This is a genomic window from Azospirillum agricola (assembly GCF_020005195.1).
Classification (GTDB): domain Bacteria; phylum Pseudomonadota; class Alphaproteobacteria; order Azospirillales; family Azospirillaceae; genus Azospirillum; species Azospirillum agricola.
Genome location: NZ_JAIFZR010000004.1, coordinates 55,001 through 81,138 on the forward strand (window position 1 = coordinate 55,001; position 26,138 = coordinate 81,138).

Consider the following 26,138-nt stretch of genomic DNA (forward strand, 5'->3'; position numbering starts at 1 on the left):
TGATGATCTAGCCATGGGCAGGTTGAAGGTGCGGTAACACGCACTGGAGGACCGAACTCACGCCTGTTGAAAAAGTCGGAGATGACCTGTGGCTAGGGGTGAAAGGCCAATCAAATCAGGAAATAGCTGGTTCTCCGCGAAAGCTATTTAGGTAGCGCGTCGGATATTGCTCCGGGGGGTAGAGCACTGGATGGGCTAGGGGGGCGCGAGCCTTACCAAACCTAACCAAACTCCGAATACCCGGAAGCACAGTCCGGCAGACAGACGGTGGGTGCTAAGGTCCATCGTCGAGAGGGAAACAGCCCAGACCGCCAGCTAAGGTCCCCAAATCACGGCTAAGTGGGAAAGGATGTGGGAAGGCCATGACAACCAGGAGGTTGGCTTAGAAGCAGCCATCCTTTAAAGAAAGCGTAATAGCTCACTGGTCTAGTTAAGCCGGCCTGCGCCGAAAATGTATCGGGGCTCAAGCCGTGTACCGAAGCTGCGGATGTGATCTCAGATCACGTGGTAGCGGAGCGTTCCGTAAGCCTGCGAAGGGTGTCCGTGAGGCCGCCTGGAGGTATCGGAAGTGAGAATGCTGACATGAGTAGCGACAAAGAGTGTGAGAAACACTCTCGCCGAAAGTCCAAGGGTTCCTGCGCAAGGTTAATCCACGCAGGGTGAGCCGGCCCCTAAGGCGAGGCCGAAAGGCGTAGTCGATGGGAACCACGTTAATAGTCGTGGGCCAGCGGGTGTGTGACGGATGGGAAAGCGTGTGCGGCCTTATCGGATTGGCCGCGCTGGGGACCCGTTCCAGGAAATAGCCCCCGCATCAGACCGTACCCCAAACCGACACAGGTGGACAGGTAGAGCATACCCAGGCGCTTGAGAGAATGGTGTTGAAGGAACTCGGCAAATTGCCCTCGTAACTTCGGAAGAAGAGGGCCCCGTTCGTGCGCAAGCATGGGCGGGGGGCACAGACCAGGGGGTGGCGACTGTTTACTAAAAACACAGGGCTCTGCGAAGCCACACAAGGCGACGTATAGGGTCTGACGCCTGCCCGGTGCCGGAAGGTTAAGAGGAGGGGTGCAAGCTCCGAATTGAAGCCCCGGTAAACGGCGGCCGTAACTATAACGGTCCTAAGGTAGCGAAATTCCTTGTCGGGTAAGTTCCGACCTGCACGAATGGCGTAACGACTTCCCCGCTGTCTCCAACACCAACTCAGCGAAATTGAACTCTCCGTGAAGATGCGGAGTTCCCGCGGTCAGACGGAAAGACCCCGTGCACCTTTACTACAGCTTTGCAGTGGTGCTAGGGATCTCATGTGTAGGATAGGTGGGAGGCTTGGAAGCATGGGCGCCAGCTCGTGTGGAGCCAACCTTGAAATACCACCCTTGAGGTCTCTGGCATCTAACCGCGGCCCGTTATCCGGGTCCGGGACCCTGCATGGCGGGTAGTTTGACTGGGGCGGTCGCCTCCCAAAGTGTAACGGAGGCGCGCGATGGTGGGCTCAGAGCGGTCGGAAATCGCTCGTCGAGTGCAATGGCATAAGCCCGCCTGACTGCAAGACTGACAAGTCGAGCAGAGACGAAAGTCGGCCATAGTGATCCGGTGGTTCCATGTGGACGGGCCATCGCTCAACGGATAAAAGGTACGCCGGGGATAACAGGCTGATGACGCCCAAGAGTCCATATCGACGGCGTCGTTTGGCACCTCGATGTCGGCTCATCACATCCTGGGGCTGGAGCAGGTCCCAAGGGTTCGGCTGTTCGCCGATTAAAGTGGTACGTGAGCTGGGTTTAGAACGTCGTGAGACAGTTCGGTCCCTATCTGCCGTGGGTGTAGGAGTTTTGCGAGGATCTGTCCCTAGTACGAGAGGACCGGGATGGACGCACCTCTGGTGCACCGGTTGTCACGCCAGTGGCATGGCCGGGTAGCTAAGTGCGGACGGGATAACCGCTGAAAGCATCTAAGCGGGAAACCCACCTCTAAACCAGACCTCCCTTGAGAGCCGTGACAGACCATCACGTCGATAGGAGGCGTGTGGAAGGGCGGCAACGCCCGAAGCTAAGCCTTACTAATCGCTCGATTGGCTTGATCCCTCACCGACAAAGCGCGCCGCGCGCAGCGGCAAGCCCGCTTCAAGCCCAGACGGCAAACGCCGTTTCGATCCTCAAAACACGTCACTTGCACGACAGCGCGAACGCGAAACGCTCCGGTTGGACGAGACGTCCGGTTCCTGTGCCTCGGTGACCTGGTGGTCATGGCGAGGTGACAAACACCCGATCCCATCCCGAACTCGGCCGTGAAAAGCCTCTGCGCCGATGGTACTGCGTCTTAAGGCGTGGGAGAGTAGGTCGCCGCCAGGTCTCCAAGGCACAGGGTCAAAACCAGACATCACAAAATCTCCAAACCAAACGAAATGCTTCCGAAAACGCGCGCCATCTTCACGCACACCGGCAACCGCGGGGTGGAGCAGCCCGGTAGCTCGTCAGGCTCATAACCTGAAGGTCACAGGTTCAAATCCTGTCCCCGCATCCAACGCTTAGGCCCTTGAAAGCGTTCAGCTTTCAGGGGCTTTTTGCTCTCCGCGTACTGCCTCCAAACGCCCGCCGTGGCAGCGTCGTGGAAGCGCCAGGGCGAAAACTTCCGGATAGAGTCGGCGGCCAAGAATGCACAAAGAAGATGGCTGGCATGTAGCTGGCGCATGTCCTGGCGGGGTGAAACCGCCCCTGGAGAGAATGAAGCTGGTGGGTGCATATTTCGGCGGAAAGCACCCAGGGAGAACGTAGGAAAGCGCCTACGGCAGCGGGGGCTGCACGCCGCATCGTTGCTGCCCCCCTCAGGAAAGCCATTGTTCGCTCCGTGCGACCGGGCGCTCCCTACGGCCCTCGGGATGGACGTGACCGATGCCTGCTGAAGCACCGACAGGTCAGGCTGAAACCGACCGCCGGCAAAAGGTCATTCAGGCCGTGGCGCAGCTGCTATTCCCACCTGAGCGCGTCCGCTGTCAGGACGCGAAAGCATGTATCTCATTCAATGAATTATTTTTATGGAAATTACCAAACCATTCTCATGGGAAATAATCCAAGGTTATACCAAGACTCGTGGATCATGACCGATGCGCCCAGTCGCGCAGCCCGATGGACATGATGGTCCAGGGCTGCGCGACGATGGTGTTCCAGGCGAAGCAGCAGTGATCGAGGATGTCCTGGTAGGAGGCGAAGACGCGGTTGGAGAGCCAGTTGTCACGCATGTACTGCCAGATGTTCTCCACCGGGTTCAGCTCGGGCGATTTCGGCGGCAACGGCAGCAGGGTGATGTTGCCGGGCACCGGCAGTTTGGCCGAGGTGTGCCAGCCGGCTTGATCGAGCAGCACGACGGCATGGGCACCGGGCGCCACGGCGCGGGCGATCTCCTCCAAGAGCAGCGCCATCGCCTCGCTCGTGCAGCGCGGCAGCACCAAGGCCGCGCCCTTGCCGTGGGCCGGGCAGATCGCGCCGAATAGATAGGCCGAGCGCGTGCGCTGGTCACGTGGGGCCGCCGGCCGGGTGCCGCGGCGTGCCCAGCGGCGGGTGATCTTGTTCTTCTGGCCGACGCGGGCCTCGTCCTGCTACCAGATCTCTATAGGCTTGCCGGCGGCCTCGTGCGCGGCGATCTGCGCCAGCAGGGTGGGGAACTTTTTTTGAACGCCTCGGCCGCTTCGGGCTCCTTGGCGTGGTGGCGGGGGCGGGCCGACAGCTTGCGGAACCCCAGAGCGCGCAGTTCCCGGCTCAGCGTCTGCTTCGAGACCGAGAGGCGGAACTCGTCCCACAGCCAGTGCAGCAGGTCGGCGATCCGCCAACGCACCACCCCATGCACCGCCGGGATCGGCCCCTCCTCGACGACCCGGCGCAAGGCCGACCGGTGGTGCCCGGCCAAACGCGGCTGCGGGCCCGGCGCCTTGCCGGTCAGCAGACCGGCCGGTCCCGCGTCGTTGAAGCGCAGCACCCAGTCGCGCACTGTCTGCAAGCCGACCCCGCCGATGTCCGCCGCAGCCGATCGCGGCTCTCCGTCATAAATCGCGGCCAGAGCAAGCAGCCGGCGCACTTGGCCGGGATCGTGAGAGGAACGAGTAAGCCGGCGCAGGGCGGCGGCATCGTAATCGCTGCGCAGCAGGACCGGAGCGGCCGTAGGGGGACCTCGTCGCTGTGGTCCCTCCGGTGAATCACACCGCCCGGCTCAGCGGGAATCGCCGCATGAGTCGTACTCCGCAGGACTTGGTATTACCTGTTTAACATAGTATAATGCCTCGTCTTCTGTAGACTTGTAACACTTAGAGGCCGATATGCCTGATGGTGAAAAGTCCAATCAAAGATAGAAAAGATGTCTGACTTTCCGTATACCGGTGAGCCAAGCTCTGGAAACACTCCCAACGGACGGGCCGAGCGTCATGAGGAAGCCGTCCGCTATGCGGCAATCGTGGAGGCTGCGCCCGACGCCATCATTGTCTTTGCGGCCGAGGATGGCCGGATCGCTGCATGGAATGCGGCTGCCACCCGGATGTTCGGCTATAGCGTGCAGGAGGCGATCGGTGCGCCGGTCACTTTGTTGCTGCCCGATCCCTGTCCGGAGGGGCCGGCTGGTGTGTTCGACCGCGCCCTGTCCGGCGACGAGGTTCGGATCGAAACCGTACGGCGGCATAGAGACGGCAACCTTGTCGATGTGTCCATCACGGCCAACCGCATGACGGCTGCCGACGGCCGCGTTTTGGGGGTTGCCGCCTTCATGCGTGACATTACCGATCGGAAGGCAGCCCAGGCGCAACTGCAGGCGAGCGAAACCAAGTTCCAGGCCATCGTCGACTCCATCGATCAGATGATCTGGTCGACGCGGCCGGATGGATACCACGACTATTTCAATCAACGCTGGTACGAGTTCACCGGCGTGCCGCCTGGGGCGACCGAAGGCGAGGCTTGGAGCGGCATGTTCCACCCCGACGACCGCGAGCGGGCTTGGGGCATGTGGCGTCAATCACTCGACACCGGTGAGCCCTACCACATCGAATACCGCTTGCGTCATTGGAGCGGCCGGTACCGGTGGGTCATCGGCAGAGCCCAGCCCGTCCGCGATGCGGCGGGGCGGATCGTCCGCTGGTACGGCACCTGCACCGACGTGCACGATCTCAAGACAACTCAGGAGGCGCTCCGCGCCAGCGAAGAGCGGTTCCGCTTTGCTCTCGATGCGGCGGGAGGCGTCGGTACTTGGAATTGGGATGTCCGGGCGGACAGTGTTACCGCCGATGCCACCTTCGCCTCCCTGTTCGGTGTCGAGCCGGCACGGACGGCGGAGGGGCTGCCGATCACGGCCTATGTAGCGGCCATCCACCCGGACGATCGCGACATGGTTGCCGCGCAGATCGCGCGTGCCCTCGACGATGGAGCCGACTATCTGGCGGAGTACCGGGTGACCGGTCTGGACGGGAAGACACGCTGGGTTCTGGCACGGGGACACTGCGCCCATGATGACCATGGCATCCCGACGAGCTTCCCAGGTGTCGTGATCGACATCACCGACCACAAGGCGACCGAAGAAGCTCTGCGCATCGCGGTCGAGCGCATCGATCTCGCTCTGACCAGCGGAGCCATCCTCGGCACTTGGGTTTGGGACATTCCGGTCGATCGCTTCACCGTCGATGAGCGCTTTGCCCGTTTCTTCGCCCTTTCGCCGCAGCACTGTCAAAACGGCTTGTCCCTGGACGTTCTGATGGCGTCGATTCACCCGGAGGATTGGCCTTCCGTAAGGCAGGCGGTCGCATCTGCCATGGAGACAGGGGGGGCTTACAGCGCCGAATACCGCGTGCGTCAGTTCGACGGCACCTACCGCTGGGTCGAGGCCAATGGGCATTGCAGTCTCGATACGTTGGGAAAGCCGCTCCGTTTTCCAGGCGTGTTGATCGACATCCACAAGCGCAAGCAGGTTGAGAAGGACTTGCGCCAGAAGGAAGCGGAAGCTACCGAAGCGACCCGCCTCCTCAGGACCGTCATCGAAGCGGTGCCGGCGCTCATCTATGTGAAGGACGTCGATGGCCGTATTCGCATCGCCAACGGCCCGGTGATGGAGCTGATCGGCAAGCCCTGGAGCGAGGTGGAGGGACACACCGATCTGGAACTCCTCGACGATAAGGAGCAAGGCCGACGGATCATGGAGACCGACCGGCGGATCATGGACGGCGGTGCGACCGAAGAACTGGAAGAGATCGTCGGGCAGGACGAGCGGGGACCGCGGATTTGGCTGTCCCACAAGTCGGCGTTCCGCAATGAGGCCGGGCAGGTCGTCGGCCTGGTCGGCACGTCCATCGATCTCACCAGCCGGAAGCGGGCGGAGGAAGACCGCCAACTGCTGGTGCGTGAACTCAACCATCGGGTCAAGAACCTGTTTGCCGTCGCCGTGGGTATGGTCGCCATGACGGCGCGCACCTCCGCCGGGGTGCGGGATATGGCAGATGCCCTCACCGGCCGCCTTTTAGCTTTGGCGCGAGCCCATGACCTGATCCGCCCGGCCGTGACCGGAGAAACCGCCACAACGGATGGCACCACTTTGTTGGAGTTGATGCAGGCGGTGATTACCCCCCATCTTGTCAAGGGGAGCAACAGTCTCCATCTCGACGGCCCACACGTCCATGCCGGTGCGGCTGCAGCGACCAGTCTCGCTCTGACGCTTCATGAACTGGCGACGAATGCCGCAAAGTACGGCGCTTTGTCGTCGGTGCAAGGAACGCTGACGGTCTCCTGGCTGATAGAGGGCGGTGCGCTCATTGTGCTGTGGCAGGAAAGCGGAGGGCCAGCCGTCCAAGGACCTCCCTCCCGACGTGGCTTCGGCTCGCAGCTCATGCACATGAGCATCGCCAGTCAGCTCGGTGGCCGCATCAGCCATGAGTGGTGCAGTGCCGGCCTGCGCGTTGCTCTCCTGATTCCGATCGAAAAACTGAGCCATTGAACGCTCTGCTGACTGTTGTGCGAACTGCATCCCCCCTGGGAAATTTGACATCATGGTCCATACGCTCTCTTCCAGAACCCAGCCCGATCTTGGAAATGCCCATGTTCTCGTCGTCGAGGATGAGCCCTTCATCGCCTATGATCTTGTCCTGGCCGTCGAAGACGCCCATGGCTCGCCAGTCGGTCCGGCGGCAACGGTGCGGGAGGCGCTCGACCTGATCGACTCCGGTGAGGTGGACGCTGCCATTTTGGACATGACCCTGTCCGATGGGTTTGCCGGAGCGGTTCTGGAGGCGCTGGACGGAAAGGGAGTGCCGGTTGTTCTCCACACCGCAACCCCACTGCCGTCCACCTTGTCGGAACGGTTCCCACTGGTCACGATTTACCCTAAACCGACCGCGGTCGCGGTGCTCACACGGCATCTGGCCCAGCAGCTCCAACGCTGAAGGCAGATGGCGCTTTCGAGACCCGCCGCTCAGGTGGCGGGGCTGCCCCCATTGTATATGATCATTCCATTCCGCGATCCCGCCCAGCCGCAATGGAGCCGGGGAGCGCTTGGTAAAGCATGACGAACGCCGTCCTGGCGCGGACGAAGGAGCGCCGGGACCGCTCAGGGGAAGCGGGGCCGGATCACCGACTTCGCGGAGTCGGTTCGCGCGACACACAATGCAGACCGCAGCGGAAACACAGCGGGCGCACAGGGTATCGGATGGTGAGGGGAATGTTCACCATGGTCCACCTGTGTTCGGTCCGGCAACAGCGCCGACCGTGGTGGACCTGTTCGGCAGGTCAGCCTGAAGTCAGCTCCGTCGCGGTGTTGGGTCGAGGTCGACTACTGGGGCTGTCCATCTCTTGCCTTCTCGGCGGGGGCCGTGGTCGATCATGGACACGCGTGCGCCGACCGATCCTGCGGTGACGTTGGTGTCCCTGTACTCTCGTGCCACGAGCCGGTCAAGAGACGTGAGCGATGCTGTCCAAACCTTCAAAAAAGCGGCACAGGCGTTGTGCGGAGGGCTTTCGGGAGAGATCGTCGGCGCTGGGCTTGATCCGTTGCGTGACCCAACCCTTGCTCATGCCCGAGATGAGAAAATGGTCAGAAGGCCTGTCAAACCCACCATGCTGACCGGTCAGCCAGCATCCGTACCCGAACCGTTGTCGTGCTGCCGCATCCGCCCCTTGGTCGCTTCATAGCCAAGGGCGACTGGATAGTGCTTGGTAAGCTCTTCTTGCGCTTCTTTGATCGATCGAGCCCAAACCTCGACGGTCTGCGGATGTTGCCAGCTCGCATCGATCCACGCATATTCATTCTGATGAAAACCTCTTCTGGAAACATATTTATTCATGACGAGAAAGGTGTAGCATTTTTTCCTGCGATCCTCTTCGCCAACAATGCGGATCAGGTGTCCATCGGCTTTTTGCATTTCGTCGAGTTGACGTTCAAGCTGTTTGCGCCGGCGATGCAAACCCTCGATTTCAGCCTCGAGAGTCGCCAACTCCCGGCTTCTCTCCAGCTGTCGAGCCTGCAGGCCGGCTTCGATCCTGGCCCGGCAGGCCATCGTGGCTCCCATGCCGCGCACACCATCATGGTGTCTGATCCTGCATTCACCGACCAACAGTACGAGCTTGCCAGCGGCATAGGCCAAACCAAGAGAGGCAATGCCAAAGAACATCAGGTTAGCGGCATCCTTCCACATGGTAATTCTTCTTTCATGAGGAGGATTGGTTTTGCACTTTGATGTCCATTTCTAGGGAGTAATGGAGGCAAGCAAAGTAGGAGACGTGTGGTTTCGGGATTTTAGCGAACGTGGAGATGTGTATATTTCTGTAATAATTCTTCAAAGTCACGTTGTTCAAGTGGCCTGGAAAGAAGGTAGCCTTGACCGATTGGGCAATGGGCGGTGCGAAGCCACTCCAACTGATCGAGGGTTTCAATCCCCTCCCCGACAATCCTGATGTTCAAGGTTTGCCCCAAAGTGAGGATCGACCTGACGATCGTCTCGTCGATCTGGGTTTGTCCAAGTCCTTGGACGAAGCCTTGATCGATCTTGATCTCGGAGACGGTTTTCTCTTTCAGGTAGGCAAGGCACGAGTACCCGGTCCCGAAATCATCGATGGAGAGCCCGATGCCTTTCCGCCGCAGGATTTCAAGGTTTATGCGGGTTTCTTTGTCCTTGTGGAGGGGCTCTCTTTCCGTGATCTCGGCTTGCAGGAGCGACGGGGGAATGTGGGTGCGGTCAATCTCTCGAACCAGTTCGGCGGCGAACCCCGGTTCGCAGAGCGTCCGGGGCGAGAGGTTGAAAGCCATGATCGGGAGGTCGGAGACGGGAACTCCTGATTCCCGCCAAGCCTGGACGTGCTCGATCAGTTTGAAGCAGACATACTTGTCCACCTTGACGATCAGGCTGGATTGCTCGGCGAGTGGTATGAAATCCGCCGGTGATACATTCCCGAGTTCATGATGATGCCACCGCAGCAAGGCTTCCGCGCCGACAAGCTGGTATTCCCCGCTCAGCGTGAACTGTGGTTGAAACACCAGCCTGAGTTGTTTCCGGCACAAGGAGTCCTTGAGAGCGTCCGCCATCCGGAGTTTCTGTGTCGGGACCATGAAGCGCCTCCATGAAGCTGCCGGAGATGAGGGGGGTATCGGGATCGATCCCGATGGGCCTGTCGTCGGTACGATCCGAATGATGTTCGGCAAGTTCCGCAAACTGGGCGGCGCCCTTCCGGTATCCCCGTGAACGCGCAGCCGGTCCTTTGCCAGGGCGGCCGGATTGCATGGCCGCTGGGGGCTTGGCTTCACGTTCCAAGCGCCGGTAAGGCAAACGCACCCTCAGTTATAGGACATCACCCAGCGCGCCGAGGACGCAGGCGGCATTCGCCGGTTTGTGCAGAATCTGGACGTTGTCGAACCCGGTCAGCCGATGCTCCGCGTCGCTATCCCCGGTGACGACAATGATCGGAGGCGTATCGGCCCGGCGGCGGGCTTCGGCGATCAGCTCGACGCCTCCGCAGTTGGGCATCGACAAATCCGTCACGATGGCATCGAAACGCATGGTGGCGAGCAATTTCTGGGCGTCGCTTCCGTTCGAAGCGGAAGAAACGCGCAGCCCCAGGCTCTCGAACAGGACGCGGTATGCGGCGACGATCTGAAGATCGTCATCCGCCACCAGGATATGCTTGCGATCCGGCATTTCAGTATCAGTCCTTCCTCAAGGCAGCCGCGCTGCGGCGGTAAACTTGGGTCAACTGCCAATAGCGGCACCACATGCCCGAACTGGTCCTTGCCGCATCACCGGCTTCGTTTCCGGTGTGGGCATTGGTCTGCATCGGCAGGAGGCGATCCGTTTCTTGCGCTTTTGTTTTCCTGCTCCAGGGCTTTGACCAGATCGTAGATCCGCTTTCGGACTTGCTCGGGAGTGCTGTAATAGCCCCGCAGCAATTCTATGCTTTCGTCCCGCCCGAACGGATCGGCGTGCCTGGGCGAGGAGGCACCTTTCAGATTCTCCGGCAGGTCGTTGAAGAAGAAGGAGACGGGCACGTCCAGTGCTTGGCCGAGATGGTGGAGCATGGAGGCGGAAATCCGGTTGGTGCCCTGCTCGTATTTTTGAATCTGCTGGAAGGTGACGCCAACCGCCGCGCCCAGTTCACTCTGGCTGAGGCCCATCAGCATGCGCCGCAGCCGGATGCGGGCGCCGACATGGACGTCGATGGGGTCGGGGCCATCCCGCAAGGTTGTGCGGCGGTGTCTCCGGGCCTGGTGTTTCGTTGGCGTCCTCTGGTCCATGGCGACTTCCCTCGGCCGATCCCTCGGACGGATGTCCCATCTCATGATAAGGAGGGACGCGTCCTCGAGCGGCGCAAACGGCTGGTCGAACAGGAAGGGGCTGCGTTTGCGGGCGCCCCCGCAAACAGCCTCCTGAACCCGCAGTCGGGGAGTTGGAAAACCGCACTAAGAACGGTTCCTGTGACCTTTAGCACGAAGATGCCTGGACATACGCCACAGGCACCCCGACCAAGGGTCGAGGATCACGGCACCCTATCGGCAGGCGCCAAACCGCTTAGCGAGGGGTTTCCACACCCCAGGGCGCGCGTGACGCCCCGAGTTTTTGTACAGCAGGTTAAGGGTTTGGTCTTTTCCACGGGGCCAAGTTGTTTTTTCTGTAAGTCCAATATGGCTTGAGATGGACGCACGGAATTGACGATGATCAGTGGTCGGCTAACCGCTGGTAGGAGGGGGTGACGCATGCCGAACCTGGATCATTTTTCCCTTGCCTCGATTCCGATGGAAAAGCGCCTCGCCGTAATGAAGGAGGCGTTCTGGCACAAGTTCCAGGTGAATTTGGCCGGCGTTGGCAGCGGCGCCGTTTCGTTTTCAGGGTCATACGTGGATCTGGACACGGTTTCGATATTTGGCGGGAAATCATCTCCCGTGTCGGTATCCAGGGGAAGGGATCTGATCAATCGCGACAATACGGAATATTTTCTTCTTTCAATTGTAAAGTCCGGTGGTTTTTTGTACGACCAGCGCAACAGGGCCGGGCGGGTGTTGGCCGGCAATGTCGGATTGTTCCATCACTCCGAGGCGCATTCGTTCACAAAAATCTCCCGTTCCAGCGATCTTTTCCTGAAGATCCCATGTAATCTGATTCGAGACAGAGTAAGAAATATTGACGATATCTGTGCAGCGGATCTCGATTCCGCAAATCGTCTGCTGGTGCCTGTTGTCAGTCAGTTTGCCAGTCAATTGCTGAAGTTCGATTGCGGTGAAACCTACAGAGAGATGGAGCGTGTTCTTGTCGATCTTATATGCCTGATGCTGGAAACCCGTGATGAGATGCCGATCGACGCCAAGGCACGTTACGTCCTGGGGGAAATGACGTATCAAAGGCTCCTGGCCTACATGCAGGACAATTTCAGCGATCCCGAGCTGACGCCGGCCAAGCTGGCCGTCATACATCATATGTCCGTCAGCAACCTGCACCGGATATTCCAGTTGCATGGCAAGACGGTTTCCAAAAAGCTCATGGAAATCAGGTTGGCGGAGGCTCACCGCCTGCTGACCGCGCCGATTGCGGAGCAGACGCGGGTTTCCATCGGTGACGTCGCTTATCGCTGCGGCTTCGTCAATCAGGCTCATTTCTCGACAAGATTCCACGAGTATTTCGGGGTTACGCCCAAGTCTGTGGCGGCCCACGGTTCCCCTTTGACAAGCCTGGTCGCCGCGCTGGAGGAGCCGCTGTGAAGCCGTAAGCCGCCTGATTGCGGTGCTCGGCCATGGGTGGGGGTTTTCCGCCGCTGCCGAAGGGGGGGCTGGCGGCACGTCGAGAGGAGGCGATGGAAAGCGGGATCGAATTGCGCCATCTCCGTTACGCCATTGCGGCGGCTGAGCAAGGGAGTTTCCGTCGCGCGGCGGAATTGATGGGCATCCGCGTTTCGGCCTTGAGCCGGTGCATCCGTGATCTGGAAGACAGGATCGGCGCCGCCCTGTTCATTCGGCGTTCCCACGGCGTGCAGCTTACCTTCGCTGGAAAAATGTTCTTCCCGCGGGCGTGCCGGGTAATGGCTGAGATCGGCGAGGCGATCCGCGAAGCCGGGGCGGCCGGAGCCGGGCGGGAAGGCGTCATCCGCATCGGGCTTCTGTCGTCGCTGGCCGGCGACTTTCCCGCGATGTTGACCACCATCCACCGGGCGGTTTATGCCGACGTGGAAACCAGCTATGCCGAGGCCGGCACCGCCGAGCATGTTCTGGCCATCCGGCAGCATCGGCTCGACATCGCCTTCCTGCCTCACCCGGTTGAGGGCGACGATTGCGACAGCCTCGCCCTTTGGAGCGAGCGGATCTTCGTCGCCATGGGAGAAAGCGATCCACTCAGCCGTCAGGAAACGGTCGAGTGGACGGATCTCGGCGGACGGCATCTTATCTTCAGCGCGGCTCCGCCAGGACCGGAGATTCAGCAGTGCGTGAAGATGCGGCTCATGGAACTCGGCTTCCAGCCAAGCGTCGATCTGGTGACGATCTATCGTGATACGGTGATGCATGTCGTCGCGGCCGGCGCGGATTTGACGCTGGTGGGCGAGGCGAGAGCGTCCGAGCCGTTTCGCGGGTTGGTGTACCGGCCGCTCCTTGGTGAAAGCCTGCCGTTTCATGCGGTGTGGCTGTCGGAGAACGACAACCCCGCCCTGCGGCGCTTCCTCAGTCTGGCCAAGGTGCTGGCGAAGCAGTGCGCGGGGTGTGCCGCCCGGACGGACCGCCATGACGTCCAGGATGACGACCGATCCCAAGCGGGTGCCTTGAGCGGCGACCGTGACGCCGCACTGACGGAACGTCTGGGCCGGATCGTGCCGAAGCGCTGCGTCGACTGCCTGTTGCGCAATGTCCTGACCGACTGAGCGGCCAGGACGGGCACCGTTCCCGGCCGCCCGCCCCGGTCCCTCGTCGTCGGGGATGCTATTCCGCCGTCCTGCCCGGTGGATTGGCGGGGCCGACGGCTTTGCGGCGGGCCGTTGCAAACGCCCGGTCCGTTGCCATGAAGCGCTGGATCATGGGGACGATGAGCTTGGCCGGCACCGTCGCCTGCCCACCCTCCCGGCGGATCGCCTCGGCGTAGGCGGCCAACTCCTGAAACACGGCCGCCGGCACCTCGATGGTCAGCTTCACCGGCTTGTCGTCGGGGATGCTGGTGAGTTTCAGCCTGGTCATGGGTCATCCTCCATAGGGTTCGAGGACCAAGTCGCGGGTGACGAGGACGCGGACCGGGAAACCCGGCCGGATGGTCAGGGTCGGCTGGATGTTGAGCTGGCGCTGCACGATCTGCTGGCCGGTCCGGCCGATGCTGTTGGAGGCCCCCTCGCGCAGGGCGCGGACGATGGCGTCGTCCTGGCCGGACGATCCGGCCTCGGCGCCGACGCTCAGCAGGGTGGACAGCAGCGCCCCTTTGAACAGCGAGCCCCAATGCTGGTCGACCTCGTCCTCCAGCCCGGCATAGCCTTGCGGGTCGGTGCCGGGCTGGCGCTCCAGCACGATGGAGCTGCCGTCCGGCATGATCAGGCGGGTCCACGCCAGCAGCACGCGGCTTTGCCCGCTGGCCACCGCACTGTCGTACTGGCCGATCAGCCGCGCTCCCTGCGGGATCAGCAGGTGCTGGCCGGTGGGGCTGTCGTAGACGGCCTCCGTCACCTGGGCGGTGACCTGGCCCGGCAGGTCGGACCGGATGCCGGTGACCAGCGCCGCCGGAATCACGGCGCCCGCCTGAAGGACATGGGGCGATGCCGGGCCGGCCAGCCGGTCGGGTGCGACGGTGCGGCGGTCGGCATCCCCGTTGAGGAAGGCGAGCTTCCGGTCCTGCATGTTCTGGGCGACGCTGGCGTCGGCCGGCGGCATGGCGTCCGGCGCGGCCGCTGAGCGGAGGCCGCCCGCCCGCAGCGCCGGTGCGGCGCCTTCGGCCGGCCGCCCGGTCTGGGCGAACAGGCGGCTGACCCTGGCGGCCTCGCTCTCCTGGGCGAGACGCTGCGCCGCCTGATCCGGGCCGGCGCCGGGTGTCGCCACCGGCTTGCCCTGGCTCTGGGCGTTGAGGATCGGCTTGCCGAGATCGCCCGGCAGGGCGGGGCCGAGCCGGGGCACGCCGGTGTAATCCTGCGGCAGTCCGGCCAAGCCCTCCGCCGCCGGGCGGCCCTGCGTTCCCAGCAGTTCCGGCGACGGGCCGGCGCTTTTCCGGTTTTGCAGCCCGTACCCCAGCGCCGCGGCGACGGCCAGGGCGGAGAGGCCGCCCAGCACCACCAGCGCCCGGCGCGACAGCCGGGTCACCCGGGGACCTTCGGCGTACAGGCGCAGGTTCGGTTCCGTCACCGGCGGCGGGGCGGGAGGATGCGGGTCCGGGGTGGGCGTGGTCATGGCCGCCTGCCATCGGTGCGGCTGATGCGGACGCGGCGCTGGCTGTTCTCGTCGCCCATGCGCAGCTCGGCGGCGGCGAACAGGCGATCGACGATCATATAGCTGCGGCGCACCCGGTAGTTGACCAGTTCGGGGCCACCGGCCGGACCGACGACGAACAGGGGCGGCATCTCGCCCTGGACGATGCCGGCGGGGAACTCGATGTAGACCTTCGATCCGTCGTCGAAGGCGCGCAGCGGCTTCCACGGCGCGCTGTCGCCGTCGATCGCGTAGCGGAAATTCAGGGAGGCGATGTCGATGCCCGCCGCGACCGGCAGCCGGGCTTCGGCCTCGGCGTTCCGGCGGCGCAGGGCGATGAGCTGGTCTTCCGGGTATTGCCAGGACACCGACGCCATGTAGGTGGCGGCGGTCGCGCGCAGCTCCAGATGGTAGGTGCGGCGGTCGGTGTTGATGACGAGGTTGGTCTTGATGTCGGGCCGTGTCGGCTTGACCAGAATATGGACTCTTGTCGCGGCCCCGGTGCCGCTCTCGGTGTCGCCGATGATCCACCGCACCGTGTCGCCGGCGGCGACGGGACCGGCGCCCACCAGCCGCTCCCCGTCCTGCAGGGCGATGTCGGTGACCTGGCCGGGAGCGGCGTAGACCTGATAGAGGGCGCCGCCGGAATAGGGATAGACCTGGATCGCGTTGAGGAAGCCGTCGCGGACCGGCTGGACGCGGGCGGCGGCGTTGGCCCGGTCGACGCGGGTGGCGGGACTGGCCGGTTCCGGCGGGGGTTTGCCGCCGGGGACCGGCTTCAGTTGGCCGGGCAGGGGCAGCGGCTCCGGGATCGGCACCACGGTGACCGGCGGCGGCGGGTCGGGGATCTCTACGGCCGGGCTGGCGTCGTCGTAGCGGATGTCCGGCGGCGGCATCGTTCCGGCGCAGCCGGCGAGCAGCAGTCCGGGCAGCAGCAGGGCGGGAAGGCCGGTTGTGCGGGCGGGGGTCATTGTCCCAACTCCTTCGACCAGTTGATGGCGGAGACGTAGATGCCGAGGGGATTCCTGCGGAGCCGGTCGGCGTCCCGGGGCGGCCGTACCTCGACGGACAGGATCGCCGACCAGCGCGTGGTGTCGGCCAGCGCGCCGTCCTGGTAGCGGCGCTGCACCCAGGCGACGCGGAAGCTGGCGGGGGAGGCGCGGATGACGCTGGACACCTCCACCGCGATCTGCTGCCTGCCGATCTTGGCGAAGGGATCGTCGGCCCGGGCGTGGTCGTTGAGCGCGGCGGCACCCGAGGCGGTGGTGAAGTCGTAGGCCCTGAGCCAGTTGCGGCGGACCACCACCGGATCGGCGGGAAGGGCGCGCACGTCCTCGATGAAGCGGGCGAGATACCAGGCGATCTGCGGATCGGCCGGCTGGTAGTCCGCCTGGGCCGGGGCGACCGCCTGGGCTTCGCCCAGCTTGTCGACCTGCACGATCCACGGCACGATCGTGCCGCGTGCGGACTGCCAGAGCAGCCCGCCGGCCAAGCCGCCGGAGAGGATCAGCGCGCCGAAGGCCATCAGCCGCCAATTCCGGGCCTGGACGCGGGCCGAGCCGATGCGCTCGTCCCAGACCTGGGCGGCTTTCTGGTAGGGGGTCTCGGGTTCGGGGGTGCGGCCGTAGCGCACCGAGGCGCGATGGAAGAGCGGCATCAGCGGTCCCTTTCGGAGAGATCGACGGAATGGCCGCCGCCGCCGCTGTCGCCGGAACGGACGACGTGGGCGACGGTGGACACGCCGTGGCCCATGGCCTGGCTGCGGTGCATGCGCTTGGCCCAGTCGGGGGGCGCGTTGTCGGAGGGGGAGGGAGGGGCGCCTCCGTTCGTCGCGCCGGCCGTCGTGCCCTGGGTCAAAACGCCGCCGGTGGCGGTGAAGGCGGATCGGGCACCGGCCTGATGGTGTTCCTTCAGGCCGGCCGTGGCATTGGCGGTCATGCGTTTGATCGGTGTGGCCGCCGCCTGTCCCGCCGCCCGGCCGACTCCGGCCAGACCGGACGCGACGCCGGTCGTGCCGGACTGTCCGGCGGCGCCCAGGCTGTAGGCGCTGGAGGTGGCACCCGCCATCCGGGCGGCTCCCCCGGCCGCCGCCGCCGTGGCCCGGCCCGCGGCGGCCAGGGCGGCGCCACCTCCGGCGACCGTGGCGCCGGCCCCGACGGCGGCGCCCGCCACGGCAAGCCCGGTTCCCACGACGGCGCCGGCGCCGAGTTGCGGGGCACCCGAGACCAGCCCGGTGGCGATGCCGGGGCCGAAGATGCCGAGGCCAAGCATCGCCAGGGCGGCAAGCGCCACCGACAGCGCCTGTTCGATGGACGGCTGGTCGGCGCCGTAGCCGGCGGTGAACTGTCCGAACAGGCCGGTGCCGATGCCGACGATCACCGCCAGCACCATCACCTTGATGCCGGACGCCACGATGTTGCCCAGCACCTTCTCGGCGAGGAAGGCGGTCTTGTTGAACAGTGCGAAGGGGATCAGCACGAAGCCGGCGAGCGTGGTCAGCTTGAACTCGATCAGGGTGACGAAGAGCTGGATGGCGAGGAGGAAGAAGGCGATCAGGACGATCAGCCACGAGACCATCAGCACGGCGATCTGGATGGCGTTGGTGAAGATGGCGACCGGCCCGACCAGTTGGGCGGCGGCGTCCAGCAGCGGCTGGCCGGCGTCGAACCCGACCTGGGCGAGGCGGCCGGGCCGGAGGAACTCGGCGGTGGAGATGGAGGAGCCGCCGGCCAGCAGGCCGAGGCCGGCGAAGCTGTCGAACAGCACGCGGGCCAAGGCGTTGAAGTTGCCGATGAGATAAGCGAAGAAGCCGATGTAGAGCGTCTTCCGCACCAGCCGCTGGACGATGTCCTCGTCGCTGCCCCAGGCCCAGAACAGGGCGGCCAGCGTGATGTCGATGACGATCAGGGCCGAGGACAGATAGGCGATCTCGCCGTTCAGCAGGCCGAAACCGCTGTCGATGTAGGTGGTGAAGGTGTTGAGGAAGAGGTCGATGACGCCGGCGTCGCCCATGGCGGGTCACTCCCCGAACATGGTCACGTCGTGGGGCGTGTAGCCGCTGTGGGTGGAGAAGCGGCGGTACTGTTCCCGTCCCTGCGCCTCGGTCGCGGCGTTGCGCGCCTGTTCGAGTGCGTCGGCGCGGGCCTGGGCGGCGAGCAGGGCGGTGACGTCGGAGAGCTGCTGGGATTGCAGCGCCAGCAACTGGTTGCCGGCCTGGGCGGCCTGCAAGGCGCCGGAGGCCGACTGGCTGGCTTCGACCAGCGAGGCCATGGCGGCGCTGGTGGACGGGATGTTGCCGACCACGCCGGCCTGGGTCTTCAGGCTGTCCTCGAAGGCACCGACCGAGTTCTGCCACCGGGTCCGCGCCGTGGCGACCAGCGCCGCATCCGACGCCGAGGCCGACGCCGCGCCATAATCGGCGGCGTAGGCGGCTTCGATCCGCTGGACGTCGTAGGCGATGTTCTGGGCCTGGGCGATCAGGGACTGGGTGCGCTGGACCGAGGACTGGATCTGGGACAGCGTCGACAGCGGCAGGCTCTGGAGGTTCCGGGCCTGGTTGACCAGCATCTGGGCCTCGTTGGCCAGCGAGCTGATCTGGTTGTTGATCTGCTCCAGGGCGCGGGCGGCCTGGATGACGTTCTGGACGTAGTTGCTCGGATCGAAGACCGTCAGGGCCCGGGCCGGCGACAGCGACAATCCGGCGGCCAGCACCAGGGCGGACAGAAGGGAACGGCGCGCGGTCATGGCGATGCCTCCAGGTTGCTCAGGTCGGGGATGAGGTCGGCAGCCCAGCCGAGACGGCGCTCGCGCAGCCAGGCGGCGGCGAAACCGTCGCGGCCGTGTTCGGCGGCCACCCGCTCGATGGCGGCGTGGTCGGCCTTGCCGGAGGCGGCGCAGAAGGCGAGCGCCACCGGCCCCAGGCCCAGCTCGAACAGCCGGTTGCCCTGGCGCGACTGGCAGTAGTAGTCGCGCTTCGGCGTGGCGCGGGCGATGATCTCGATCTGGCGGTCGTTGAGGCCGAAGCGGCGGGAGATGGCGGTGATCTGCGGCTCGATGGCGCGGTCGTTGGGCAGGAAGACGCGGGTCGGGCAGCTTTCGACGATGGCCGGGGCGATGGGGTTGTCGGCGATGTCGGAGAGCGACTGGGTGGCGAAGATCACGCTCGCGTTCTTCTTGCGGAGCGTCTTCAGCCATTCGCGGAGTTGCTGGGCGAAGGCGGGATCGTCGAGGACCAGCCAGCCCTCGTCGATGATCAGCAAGGTCGGGCGGCCGTCGAGCCGGCCCTCGATGCGGTGGAACAGGTAGGTCAGCACGGCCGGCGCCGCACCGGCGCCGAGCAGCCCTTCGGTTTCGAACGCCTGGACCGGGGAGGTGCCGAGGCGTTCGCTTTCGGCGTCGAGCAGCCGGCCGGACGCCCCGCCGACGCAATAGGGCTGGAGGGCCTGCTTCAGGGCGGCCGATTGCAGCAGTACGGCGAGGCCGGTGATGGTGCGCTCGCGGACCGGTGAGGAGGCCAGGGATTCCAGTGCCGACCACACATGCTCCTTGACCGCGGCATCGACCTTCACCCCTTCCCGGGCCAGGATCGCCGCCACCCATTCCGCCGCCCAGGCGCGCTCGGCCGGATCGTCGATCCGCGCCAGCGGCTGGAGGAAGACTCCGGCGGCGCCGTCCCGCGACAGTCCGCCGCCGAGATCGTGCCAGTCGCCGCCCATGGCCAGCGCCGCAGCGCGGATCGAGCCGCCGAAGTCGAAGGCGAACACCTGCGATCCGGGATAGCGCCGGAATTGCAGCGCCATCAGGGCCAGCAGCACCGACTTGCCGGCGCCGGTCGGACCGACCACCAGGGTGTGGCCGACGTCGCCGACATGGAGGCAGAAGCGGAACGGCGTCGATCCCTCGGTCCTGGCGAAGAACAGCGGCGGGGCCTGGAAATGCCCGTCCCGTTCCGGCCCGGCCCACACCGCCGACAGCGGGATCATGTGGGCGAGGTTCAAGGTGTTGACCGGCGGCTGGCGGACATTGGCGTAGACATGGCCGGGCAGCGATCCCAGCCAGGCCTCCACCGCGTTCAGGGATTCGGTCATGCAGGTGAAGTCGCGGCCCTGGATGACCTTCTCGACCAGGCGCAGCTTCTCGGCGGCGAGGCCGCTGTCCTCGTCCCAGACGGTGACGGTGGCGGTGAGGTAGGCCTGCCCGACATCGTCGGCCCCCAGCTCCTGCAGCGCGGCGTCGGCGTCGGCGGCCTTGTTGGCGGCGTCGGAATCGACCAGGACCGAGGCTTCGTTGGTCATCACCTCCTTCAGGATGGTGGCGACGGACTTCCGCTTGGCGAACCATTGGCGGCGGATGCGGGTCAGCAGCCGGACCGCCTCGGTCTTGTCGAGCAGGATGGCCCGGGTGGACCAGCGGTAGGGGAAGGCGAGGCGGTTGAGGTCGTCGAGGATGCCGGGGTGCGTCGAGCTGGGAAAGCCGGCCACCGTCAGCGTGCGCAGGTGGGCGCTGCCCAGCCGCGGCTCCAGCCCGCCAGTCAGCGGCTGGTCGGCCAGCAGGGCGTCGAGATGCATCGGGATTTCGGGAACGCGGACCCGCTGCGCCTTGGTCGAGACGGTCGAATGCAGATAGGTGAGGGTCTCGCCGTCATCGAGCCACGCCACCTCCAGGACGAACCCTTCCACCAGTTGCAGGATGCGGTCGGTGCGGTCGATGAAGCCGCGCAGCAGTTCGTGCGGATCGACGCCGCTCCGGGAGCGGCCTTCGTAGAGCCAGCTTTCGGCCCGGCTGGCCTCCTCGGCCGGCGGCAGCCACAGGAGGGTGAGGAAATAGCGGCTCTCGAAATGCACCCCGGCCTGTTCGAAGCCGTCCCGCCGCTCCAGATCGACCAGGGCCGAGGCCGGGTCGGGGAAACGGCTCTCCGGGTAGTCGGTGGCGGGCCGCCGGTCGGCTTCGACGAACAGCGCCCAGCCGGAGCCGAGGCGTCGGAGGGCGTTGTTGAGCCGCGCGGTGACGCCGACCAGCTCCGCCGGGGTGGCGGAATCGAGGTCCGGTCCCCGGAAACGGGCGGTGCGCTGGAAGCTGCCGTCCTTGTCGAGCACCACGCCGGGCGCGACCAGCGCTGCCCAGGGAAGGAAGTCGGCGAGGCCGGCGGGGTGGCTGCGGTATTCGGCGAGGTTCAGCATGGCGGCCTCACGCGCGCAGATAGGCGGGATAGCGGAGGTGGCGGCGCACCACCTCGACGAACTGGGGATCGTGCTTGGCGGCCCAGGCAGCGGCGGCATGACCGACAACCCAGACGATCAGGCCGGGTATCCACAGCCGTAGGCCGAGCGCGATGGCGGCGGCCAGGGTGCCGTTGGCGATCGCCACGGCGCGCGGTGCGCCGCCCAGCAGGATCGGCTCGGTCAGCGCCCGGTGGACCGGGACGCTGAAGCCGGGGACAGGATCGCTTGCGGTCATCAGACCAGCGCCCCGCCGCTGAAGGAGAAGAAGGACAGGAAGAACGAGCTGGCGGCGAAGGCGATGGACAGGCCGAACACGACCTGGATCAGCCGCCGGAAGCCGCCGGAGGTGTCGCCGAAGGCGAGCGTCAGGCCGGTGACGGTGATGATGATCACCGAGACGATCTTGGCCACCGGCCCCTGTACGGATTCCAGGATCTGCTCCAGCGGCGTCTCCCAGGGCATGGCGGAGCCGGCGGCGTGGGCGGCGGGCGCGAAAGCCAGGGCGACGAGGGTCACCAGCGCGGCGGTGGCGACGTGGCGGCGGACGCGCAGGGTATGGCGGTTCATGGGAAGTCTCCGTTGAGAGGGGCGGGGAGGACGCGGTAGTCGCCGGTGGCGGGATCGAGGCCGGCGACCATGGCCAGCTCGGCCAAGCGGCGCTGGGAGCCGCGGCCGGCAAGGACGGCGACGAGGTCGATGGTTTCGGCGATCAGGGCCTTGGGCACCGTGACCACCGCTTCCTGGACGAGCTGTTCGAGGCGGCGCAGCGCCCCGATGCCGGAGCTGGCGTGGATGGTGCCGATGCCGCCGGGATGGCCGGTGCCCCAGGCCTTGATCAGGTCGAGCGCCTCGGCCCCGCGCACTTCGCCGATGGGGATACGGTCGGGCCGCAGGCGCAGGGATGAGCGGACCAGGTCGGCCAGGGAGGCGACGCCGTCCCTGGTGCGCAGGGCCACCAGGTTGGGCGCCCGGCATTGCAGCTCGCGGGTGTCCTCGATCAGCACCACGCGGTCGGTAGCGCCGGCGATCTCGGCCAGCAGGGCGTTGGTCAGGGTGGTCTTGCCGGTGGAAGTGCCGCCGGCCACCAAGATGTTCCTGCGGGCGGCGACGGCCCTGCGGAGGATGTCGGCTTGGTCCACTGTCATGATGCCGGCAGCGGCGTAGTCGCCGAGGGTGAACACCGCTACCGCCGGCTTGCGGATGGCGAAGGTGGCGGCGGTGACCACGGGCGGCAGCAGGCCCTCGAACCGTTCCCCGGTCTCGGGAAGCTCGGCGGAGACCCGGGGGCTGGCGGCGTGGACCTCGGCGCCGACATGATGGGCGACGAGGCGGATGATGCGTTCGCCGTCGGTCGGTGACAGGGTGGCGCCGGTGTCCTCCAGCCCGCCGGCCAGCCGGTCGATCCACAGCCGGCCGTCGGGGTTGAGCATCACCTCGACGATGGCCGGGTCTTCCAGGAAGGCGGCGATGGCCGGCCCAAGCGCCGTGCGAAGCATGCGGGCGCTGCGCTGGAAGGATTCGGAATGGGCGGCGGCAGGGGTCATGGTCATCCCCGTTCACGGCTGGTCCACACCTGCGGGATCGGCGACGGGGATAATTAGAAGAGGCAGAAATCAGTCAGACGCAACAAGGGCTTGGGCGTAGTAGGGCCTTGGCGTGCAAAGACAGGGGATCGGCGGAGTGAGGTACGGCTGGGTCAAGTCTCGGCTTGCCGGAAGACCATAACGTGGTGACCAGTGTTCCTACGCAGCCAGTTGTCCATGGCGTTCGAGCAGCCGCATCAGGGTGGCGTTCGCGTGGGTGAAGTTCGAGAGCTGGTCCCGGAGGTGGTACGCCCACTTCTCGCCGTGGAAGAGGTTGTTGCGAAAGCGCTAGACGATCATCAGGATAGTCAGCAACCGATCCCGGCTGCGTCTCTTCAAGACACAATGGTGATGTTCCGTGGATTGACAATGAGCTTCAGATCGGATGCGGTCGCCTGGTCCATCCCGTATTCTTCGAGGTCGTCGACTTTGGGCCGAACATCGAGTGCTTCGAAGCCTGTCGATCGATACTGCCATTCCGGATCGTCCGTCTTCTCAAAGAAAACCTTCGCGCTGAAGGTTATGCTAATATCGACAAACGACGTGCTATTGAAGTACAGGCCTTCGAGCGGCTGCGACGACTCTTCAATCTCAAGGGTCTGGAACTCGAAGCGAGCCTCCGATTTCGGCTTGAGCAGGATGTCCACGGCCATGCGTGCGTCGTTGGACTCCCAGAACGCATCGAACTTGAATCTGGCGGTGGAGCGAAGGCCTGCGTTCGTGAGCAGGCGCAACCATCCATCCACAAATGCGGAGATGACCGGCAACTCCTCAAGATACGGCCCGGTGACGGACTGATCGACCGGGAAAGCAATCGACGGGATCTGGTCGTTCCCGGCGATCGTCAGCGTCGCTCGTGCGGTTGCCATGAGCGTGATCGCACGAAGCAACTCTGCCCACTCCTCCAGGGTATGCTCCATGTCATCGATCAAACCGATGCTTTCGAACTTCAGCGCCGGTGGCGTCAGCCGGATGATGAAGTCTGAGGTACGGACGAGAAGCTCAGCTCCGTGCGGCTCGACCATTGGTGGGCCGATGAACATTTCTCCGTCGAACCGCGCTGCTTGTCCGAAGCCGGAGCCGCGGATCGAAATCTCGCAGGAACCCAGCGTAGGCGGTGTAAGACGCAACTCCTCAAGGTCGTCGAACAGCGTGCCTTGATAGGGAAGACGTATGCCGAACCGGTTATCGAACACACGAAGTCGATGCGGTTTCAAGGGCGCGAGACCGAGCAATAGATTCCTGAAATGCTCCGGACTCTCGATCTGGATAAGCGCCTCAGCCTCGAATTGGCCGTTCTCATAGCCAAGTTCGGCGAGCTGCCGTTGTTTCTCGATCATGTAGGCGCCGGGATTTTGCCCGCAGGCCGCACTCAGGGCCGCCAATAACCCGGTGGGGGTGGGCTCGAAGCGCACTCCGACTTTCTCATAGTCGTAGCTGATATCAGTGTGGTTGATATCATGAGCCTTGCGGGCCTCCGCCTGTCTCAATCGCTCCAGGACGCGCGCAAGCTCATTCCCGATAAGGTGGACGAGATAAGCGGACTGGGGTTCGCCGTCAGCTCGCAGCCGAAACACGACGATGAGCGTCGGTCGAGGGTCCTTGGCCAGGCGATCGATGGCGGACAGGCTGAGGCGGATGCGATTGCCGGTGCCGCCGAGTGTCGACTTCAACTGAACCCGGGCGGCATTGGTCGGGCGTTGATCGAGAGGTAGCGACTGGCCGGCCGGCGTCATCGGGAACTCTACAATGAAATCCCAGCCCATGACGTCGACGGCGCTCTTGTTGCAATAGAGGCCCGCGCGCTCGCAGAGCGCTTCGAACTCCCGTTCGCCGATGCGGCCGATGCGATCGGGATCGAATTTGCTTTCCATTCAGCTCCTTTGGCCTGAACCTTCGATCCTCATACGCGGGCCGGCATATGAGCCGCGTCGAGGCGCCGATGAATCAGCGACACGATCGATAGGAGGTCTTCGGCATCTTCCTTGGACATTGACCAGTGAATGCGTGCCTCGTGGGCCGTCGGATTGCGGAACATGCCAAACGTGCCGCGGACAAGGTTGGCAAATCCACTCTGCTCGCTGCGCTCGCTGGCGGTTGACAGCGCGTTGATCGCCAGAAGCGGCGGACTGCCTGAGAGCACACGGTCGACAAGCGCAGCGCCGTCATCGGTCAACCCCGTCCGCGTCCGCATTTTGTCGGCAACGCTTTTGACCGCTTCCTGGACCGCATGAAAATAGTTGTCGGCGAGAAGTTCGGCGCGACAGAACTTGAGAACATCGGCGTGCACGCCACGTCCTTCGAGATCCGCGCGCAAATCGCGAGCGCGCCGCTGTGCCTCGGGCAAGGTCTGGGCGGCGTCGGCCATCTTCAGTTCGCCCGATTGATCGACGAGAAGACCGGCGAACGCCAATGCCTGGTTAAGTCGCGCCCGCATTGGCTCGTAGCGGTCCGGTTCCCGGCTATACCGCGCCGGCTTCATGGCGAGCCGAATGAATTCCAGGATATTGGTGCGGTTCTGCTTTGCGTTTTGGCACTCGGCGAAGGCGTTGTAGAGGCGGATGCGCTTCGTGGCAGGTCCCGGATCGGTGATCTTGCAGGAGGCGAGCAGGTGCTCGATTTCCGGCCCGGTCAGACCCTCTGATGTGTCGCCGAGTGCGCCCGCGATGGCTTCCAACTGATCTTGAGAGAAGAACGCCATGGCCTCTTCACCGGCCGTTGGCGAGGCGTCGCAGGAACGTCCTGGCTGTCACCAGGACGACGTGGAGCCGGAAGGTGCTGTGATCTTCATCGGAAAGGCCTGGGTGCGAGCCTTCGGTGTGCAGCATTTTGAAGAGGCCGTTGATGTAGTTCTTCCCGTCCAGGGTCCACTCGTTGCGATCCGTTGCAAGAAAGCCGATCTCGGCAAGAAGCGCGCGCCGGTTCTCTGAACTGGAGCGTGTCGCCGATTCCGCGGGCCGCACATTTCGCGCAATATCGTCGAACAGGCTCTCGATGAACGTTCGGAGCTGTCCGTTGCAGGCGGCCCAATCGCCGCGCGTATGCGCTTCGATTGCCTGATCGAGGTGCCCTAGCGGTGTGGCGAAGCTGAAGCGCTTGAGGAGCTGATGCACTTCGTCGTCGCTCTCCGGGAGCTGAATCTCGCCGGGGAGGGCGGCACGGATCGATGCGTTCCGACCATAATCGTCCCAGACCAGAACGTATCCGTCGCGCGCAAGTCCGCGCGCGAATGCCGTTTGGAGCGGTTGCTCCGAATCCTGCCGGGCCAGTTGTGCGGCCTGCCGGATCACCGCTTCGCCCAAGGTCATGCTGCCGTTGAGCGTGTCGAGGATCGTGTCGGAGCGTTGTAGGACAACGCGCCCAAGGAGATCGCATTTTTTTGCGACGCTGAGAGCCGTGCTGGAGGAAATCTCGTCTTCAAGCTCAAGCCGCAGTACCATCTGATTAAATTTGGCTTGGCTATGCAGTT

21 protein-coding genes, 1 tRNA gene, 2 rRNA genes and 1 pseudogene (1 of these 25 cut by a window edge) are annotated in these 26,138 nt (G+C 64.4%); 7 read left to right on the forward strand and 18 right to left on the reverse strand.

Annotated elements, in window-relative coordinates; translation table 11 throughout:
- The 3 genes from JN22_RS09215 to JN22_RS09225 form a co-directional block, all read left to right on the forward strand.
- A 23S ribosomal RNA gene (locus tag JN22_RS09215) occupies positions 1-2,081 on the forward strand; it begins 662 nt to the left of the window's first position.
- Between the two features lie 151 nt (positions 2,082-2,232).
- Positions 2,233-2,348 (forward strand): 5S ribosomal RNA (rrf, locus tag JN22_RS09220).
- Positions 2,349-2,443: 95 nt separating this feature from the next.
- Positions 2,444-2,520, forward strand: a tRNA-Met gene (locus tag JN22_RS09225).
- Positions 2,521-3,091: 571 nt separating this feature from the next.
- Here JN22_RS09225 and JN22_RS09230 read toward each other — a convergent pair.
- Positions 3,092-4,137 (reverse strand): annotated as a pseudogene (locus JN22_RS09230) (IS630 family transposase).
- A 207-nt stretch (positions 4,138-4,344) separates the two neighbouring features.
- On the opposite strand from JN22_RS09230, the gene JN22_RS09235 reads away from it, so the two are divergent.
- Positions 4,345-6,957, forward strand: coding sequence for a PAS domain S-box protein (locus JN22_RS09235; RefSeq protein ID WP_085553669.1), 2,613 nt, complete (start codon positions 4,345-4,347; stop codon positions 6,955-6,957).
- Between the two features lie 52 nt (positions 6,958-7,009).
- Entirely contained in the window at positions 7,010-7,402 is a 393-nt protein-coding gene (locus JN22_RS09240; protein ID WP_085553670.1) for a response regulator, read from the forward strand.
- Between the two features lie 681 nt (positions 7,403-8,083).
- On the opposite strand, the gene JN22_RS09245 is transcribed toward JN22_RS09240, so the two are convergent.
- The 4 genes from JN22_RS09245 to JN22_RS09260 all read right to left on the reverse strand — a co-directional run bounded on the left by JN22_RS09245 (position 8,084) and on the right by JN22_RS09260 (position 10,740).
- Complete coding sequence (locus JN22_RS09245) at positions 8,084-8,650, reverse strand: hypothetical protein (protein WP_085553671.1); 567 nt, start codon at positions 8,648-8,650, stop codon at positions 8,084-8,086.
- A 101-nt stretch (positions 8,651-8,751) separates the two neighbouring features.
- Positions 8,752-9,537 carry an EAL domain-containing protein gene (locus JN22_RS09250; RefSeq protein ID WP_211099620.1) on the reverse strand — a complete coding sequence of 262 codons (786 nt, stop codon included), beginning with the start codon at positions 9,535-9,537 and terminating at the stop codon, positions 8,752-8,754.
- A gap of 253 nt (positions 9,538-9,790) precedes the next feature.
- Complete coding sequence (locus JN22_RS09255) at positions 9,791-10,147, reverse strand: response regulator (protein ID WP_085553673.1); 357 nt, start codon at positions 10,145-10,147, stop codon at positions 9,791-9,793.
- Between the two features lie 98 nt (positions 10,148-10,245).
- The gene (locus JN22_RS09260) at positions 10,246-10,740 is read right to left on the reverse strand and encodes a helix-turn-helix domain-containing protein (protein WP_085553674.1); all 495 of its coding nucleotides are present in this window, start codon (positions 10,738-10,740) and stop codon (positions 10,246-10,248) included.
- 459 nt (positions 10,741-11,199) lie between these two features.
- On the opposite strand from JN22_RS09260, the gene JN22_RS09265 reads away from it, so the two are divergent.
- Positions 11,200-12,198: an AraC family transcriptional regulator gene (locus JN22_RS09265; protein WP_085553675.1), complete on the forward strand. Its 999-nt coding sequence runs from the start codon at positions 11,200-11,202 to the stop codon at positions 12,196-12,198.
- 92 nt (positions 12,199-12,290) lie between these two features.
- Positions 12,291-13,346 carry a LysR family transcriptional regulator gene (locus JN22_RS09270; protein ID WP_085553676.1) on the forward strand — a complete coding sequence of 352 codons (1,056 nt, stop codon included), beginning with the start codon at positions 12,291-12,293 and terminating at the stop codon, positions 13,344-13,346.
- Between the two features lie 58 nt (positions 13,347-13,404).
- Here the strand turns inward: JN22_RS09270 and JN22_RS09275 are convergent, their stop codons facing one another.
- The 13 genes from JN22_RS09275 to JN22_RS09335 form a co-directional block, all read right to left on the reverse strand.
- Complete coding sequence (locus JN22_RS09275; RefSeq protein WP_085553677.1) at positions 13,405-13,656, reverse strand: DUF2274 domain-containing protein; 252 nt, start codon at positions 13,654-13,656, stop codon at positions 13,405-13,407.
- A gap of 3 nt (positions 13,657-13,659) precedes the next feature.
- Positions 13,660-14,847 (reverse strand): TrbI/VirB10 family protein, encoded by a 1,188-nt coding sequence (locus tag JN22_RS09280; protein WP_085553678.1) that lies wholly within the window; start codon positions 14,845-14,847, stop codon positions 13,660-13,662.
- Positions 14,844-15,836: a P-type conjugative transfer protein TrbG gene (trbG, locus tag JN22_RS09285; RefSeq protein ID WP_085553679.1), complete on the reverse strand. Its 993-nt coding sequence runs from the start codon at positions 15,834-15,836 to the stop codon at positions 14,844-14,846. Before trbG ends, JN22_RS09280 begins: the two co-directional genes overlap by 4 nt.
- On the reverse strand, positions 15,833-16,522 hold the full coding sequence (gene trbF, locus JN22_RS09290) for a conjugal transfer protein TrbF (protein WP_085553680.1): 690 nt from the start codon (positions 16,520-16,522) through the stop codon (positions 15,833-15,835). The genes trbG and trbF overlap by 4 nt, the downstream gene beginning before the upstream one ends.
- Positions 16,522-17,877: a P-type conjugative transfer protein TrbL gene (gene trbL / locus JN22_RS09295; protein ID WP_085553681.1), complete on the reverse strand. Its 1,356-nt coding sequence runs from the start codon at positions 17,875-17,877 to the stop codon at positions 16,522-16,524. The genes trbF and trbL overlap by 1 nt, the downstream gene beginning before the upstream one ends.
- 6 nt (positions 17,878-17,883) lie before the next feature.
- Positions 17,884-18,609: a P-type conjugative transfer protein TrbJ gene (trbJ, locus tag JN22_RS09300; RefSeq protein WP_085553682.1), complete on the reverse strand. Its 726-nt coding sequence runs from the start codon at positions 18,607-18,609 to the stop codon at positions 17,884-17,886.
- Positions 18,606-21,044, reverse strand: coding sequence for a conjugal transfer protein TrbE (gene trbE / locus JN22_RS09305; RefSeq protein WP_085553683.1), 2,439 nt, complete (start codon positions 21,042-21,044; stop codon positions 18,606-18,608). The genes trbJ and trbE overlap by 4 nt, the downstream gene beginning before the upstream one ends.
- A 7-nt stretch (positions 21,045-21,051) precedes the next feature.
- Entirely contained in the window at positions 21,052-21,321 is a 270-nt protein-coding gene (locus tag JN22_RS09310; protein WP_085553684.1) for a VirB3 family type IV secretion system protein, read from the reverse strand.
- Positions 21,321-21,653, reverse strand: coding sequence for a TrbC/VirB2 family protein (locus JN22_RS09315; protein WP_085553685.1), 333 nt, complete (start codon positions 21,651-21,653; stop codon positions 21,321-21,323). Before JN22_RS09315 ends, JN22_RS09310 begins: the two co-directional genes overlap by 1 nt.
- Positions 21,650-22,630 (reverse strand): P-type conjugative transfer ATPase TrbB, encoded by a 981-nt coding sequence (trbB, locus tag JN22_RS09320; RefSeq protein WP_085554611.1) that lies wholly within the window; start codon positions 22,628-22,630, stop codon positions 21,650-21,652. Before trbB ends, JN22_RS09315 begins: the two co-directional genes overlap by 4 nt.
- A gap of 374 nt (positions 22,631-23,004) precedes the next feature.
- Positions 23,005-24,543 (reverse strand): hypothetical protein, encoded by a 1,539-nt coding sequence (locus JN22_RS09325; protein WP_085553686.1) that lies wholly within the window; start codon positions 24,541-24,543, stop codon positions 23,005-23,007.
- A 29-nt stretch (positions 24,544-24,572) separates the two neighbouring features.
- A complete protein-coding gene (locus JN22_RS09330; protein WP_085553687.1) occupies positions 24,573-25,370 on the reverse strand; it encodes a TIGR02391 family protein in 798 nt (265 codons plus the stop codon).
- Between the two features lie 7 nt (positions 25,371-25,377).
- The gene (locus JN22_RS09335; RefSeq protein WP_211099621.1) at positions 25,378-26,109 is read right to left on the reverse strand and encodes a hypothetical protein; all 732 of its coding nucleotides are present in this window, start codon (positions 26,107-26,109) and stop codon (positions 25,378-25,380) included.
- Positions 26,110-26,138 lie beyond the last annotated feature (29 nt).

Excerpts from the sequence above, each read along its gene's own strand:
- JN22_RS09250 (WP_211099620.1), bottom strand. The coding sequence starts at position 9,537 with ATGGCGGACGCTCTCAAGGACTCCTTGTGCCGGAAACAACTCAGGCTG.
- JN22_RS09245 (WP_085553671.1), bottom strand. The coding sequence starts at position 8,650 with ATGTGGAAGGATGCCGCTAACCTGATGTTCTTTGGCATTGCCTCTCTT.
- trbF (WP_085553680.1), bottom strand. The coding sequence starts at position 16,522 with ATGCCGCTCTTCCATCGCGCCTCGGTGCGCTACGGCCGCACCCCCGAA.
- JN22_RS09335 (WP_211099621.1), bottom strand. The coding sequence starts at position 26,109 with ATGGTACTGCGGCTTGAGCTTGAAGACGAGATTTCCTCCAGCACGGCT.
- JN22_RS09240 (WP_085553670.1), top strand. The coding sequence starts at position 7,010 with ATGGTCCATACGCTCTCTTCCAGAACCCAGCCCGATCTTGGAAATGCC.
- trbL (WP_085553681.1), bottom strand. The coding sequence starts at position 17,877 with ATGGGCGACGCCGGCGTCATCGACCTCTTCCTCAACACCTTCACCACC.
- JN22_RS09260 (WP_085553674.1), bottom strand. The coding sequence starts at position 10,740 with ATGGACCAGAGGACGCCAACGAAACACCAGGCCCGGAGACACCGCCGC.
- trbG (WP_085553679.1), bottom strand. The coding sequence starts at position 15,836 with ATGACCCCCGCCCGCACAACCGGCCTTCCCGCCCTGCTGCTGCCCGGA.
- trbJ (WP_085553682.1), bottom strand. The coding sequence starts at position 18,609 with ATGACCGCGCGCCGTTCCCTTCTGTCCGCCCTGGTGCTGGCCGCCGGA.
- trbB (WP_085554611.1), bottom strand. The coding sequence starts at position 22,630 with ATGACCCCTGCCGCCGCCCATTCCGAATCCTTCCAGCGCAGCGCCCGC.
- JN22_RS09265 (WP_085553675.1), top strand. The coding sequence starts at position 11,200 with ATGCCGAACCTGGATCATTTTTCCCTTGCCTCGATTCCGATGGAAAAG.
- JN22_RS09315 (WP_085553685.1), bottom strand. The coding sequence starts at position 21,653 with ATGAACCGCCATACCCTGCGCGTCCGCCGCCACGTCGCCACCGCCGCG.
- trbE (WP_085553683.1), bottom strand. The coding sequence starts at position 21,044 with ATGCTGAACCTCGCCGAATACCGCAGCCACCCCGCCGGCCTCGCCGAC.
- JN22_RS09330 (WP_085553687.1), bottom strand. The coding sequence starts at position 25,370 with ATGGCGTTCTTCTCTCAAGATCAGTTGGAAGCCATCGCGGGCGCACTC.
- JN22_RS09275 (WP_085553677.1), bottom strand. The coding sequence starts at position 13,656 with ATGACCAGGCTGAAACTCACCAGCATCCCCGACGACAAGCCGGTGAAG.
- JN22_RS09325 (WP_085553686.1), bottom strand. The coding sequence starts at position 24,543 with ATGGAAAGCAAATTCGATCCCGATCGCATCGGCCGCATCGGCGAACGG.
- JN22_RS09235 (WP_085553669.1), top strand. The coding sequence starts at position 4,345 with ATGTCTGACTTTCCGTATACCGGTGAGCCAAGCTCTGGAAACACTCCC.
- JN22_RS09255 (WP_085553673.1), bottom strand. The coding sequence starts at position 10,147 with ATGCCGGATCGCAAGCATATCCTGGTGGCGGATGACGATCTTCAGATC.
- JN22_RS09270 (WP_085553676.1), top strand. The coding sequence starts at position 12,291 with ATGGAAAGCGGGATCGAATTGCGCCATCTCCGTTACGCCATTGCGGCG.
- JN22_RS09280 (WP_085553678.1), bottom strand. The coding sequence starts at position 14,847 with ATGACCACGCCCACCCCGGACCCGCATCCTCCCGCCCCGCCGCCGGTG.
- JN22_RS09310 (WP_085553684.1), bottom strand. The coding sequence starts at position 21,321 with ATGACCGCAAGCGATCCTGTCCCCGGCTTCAGCGTCCCGGTCCACCGG.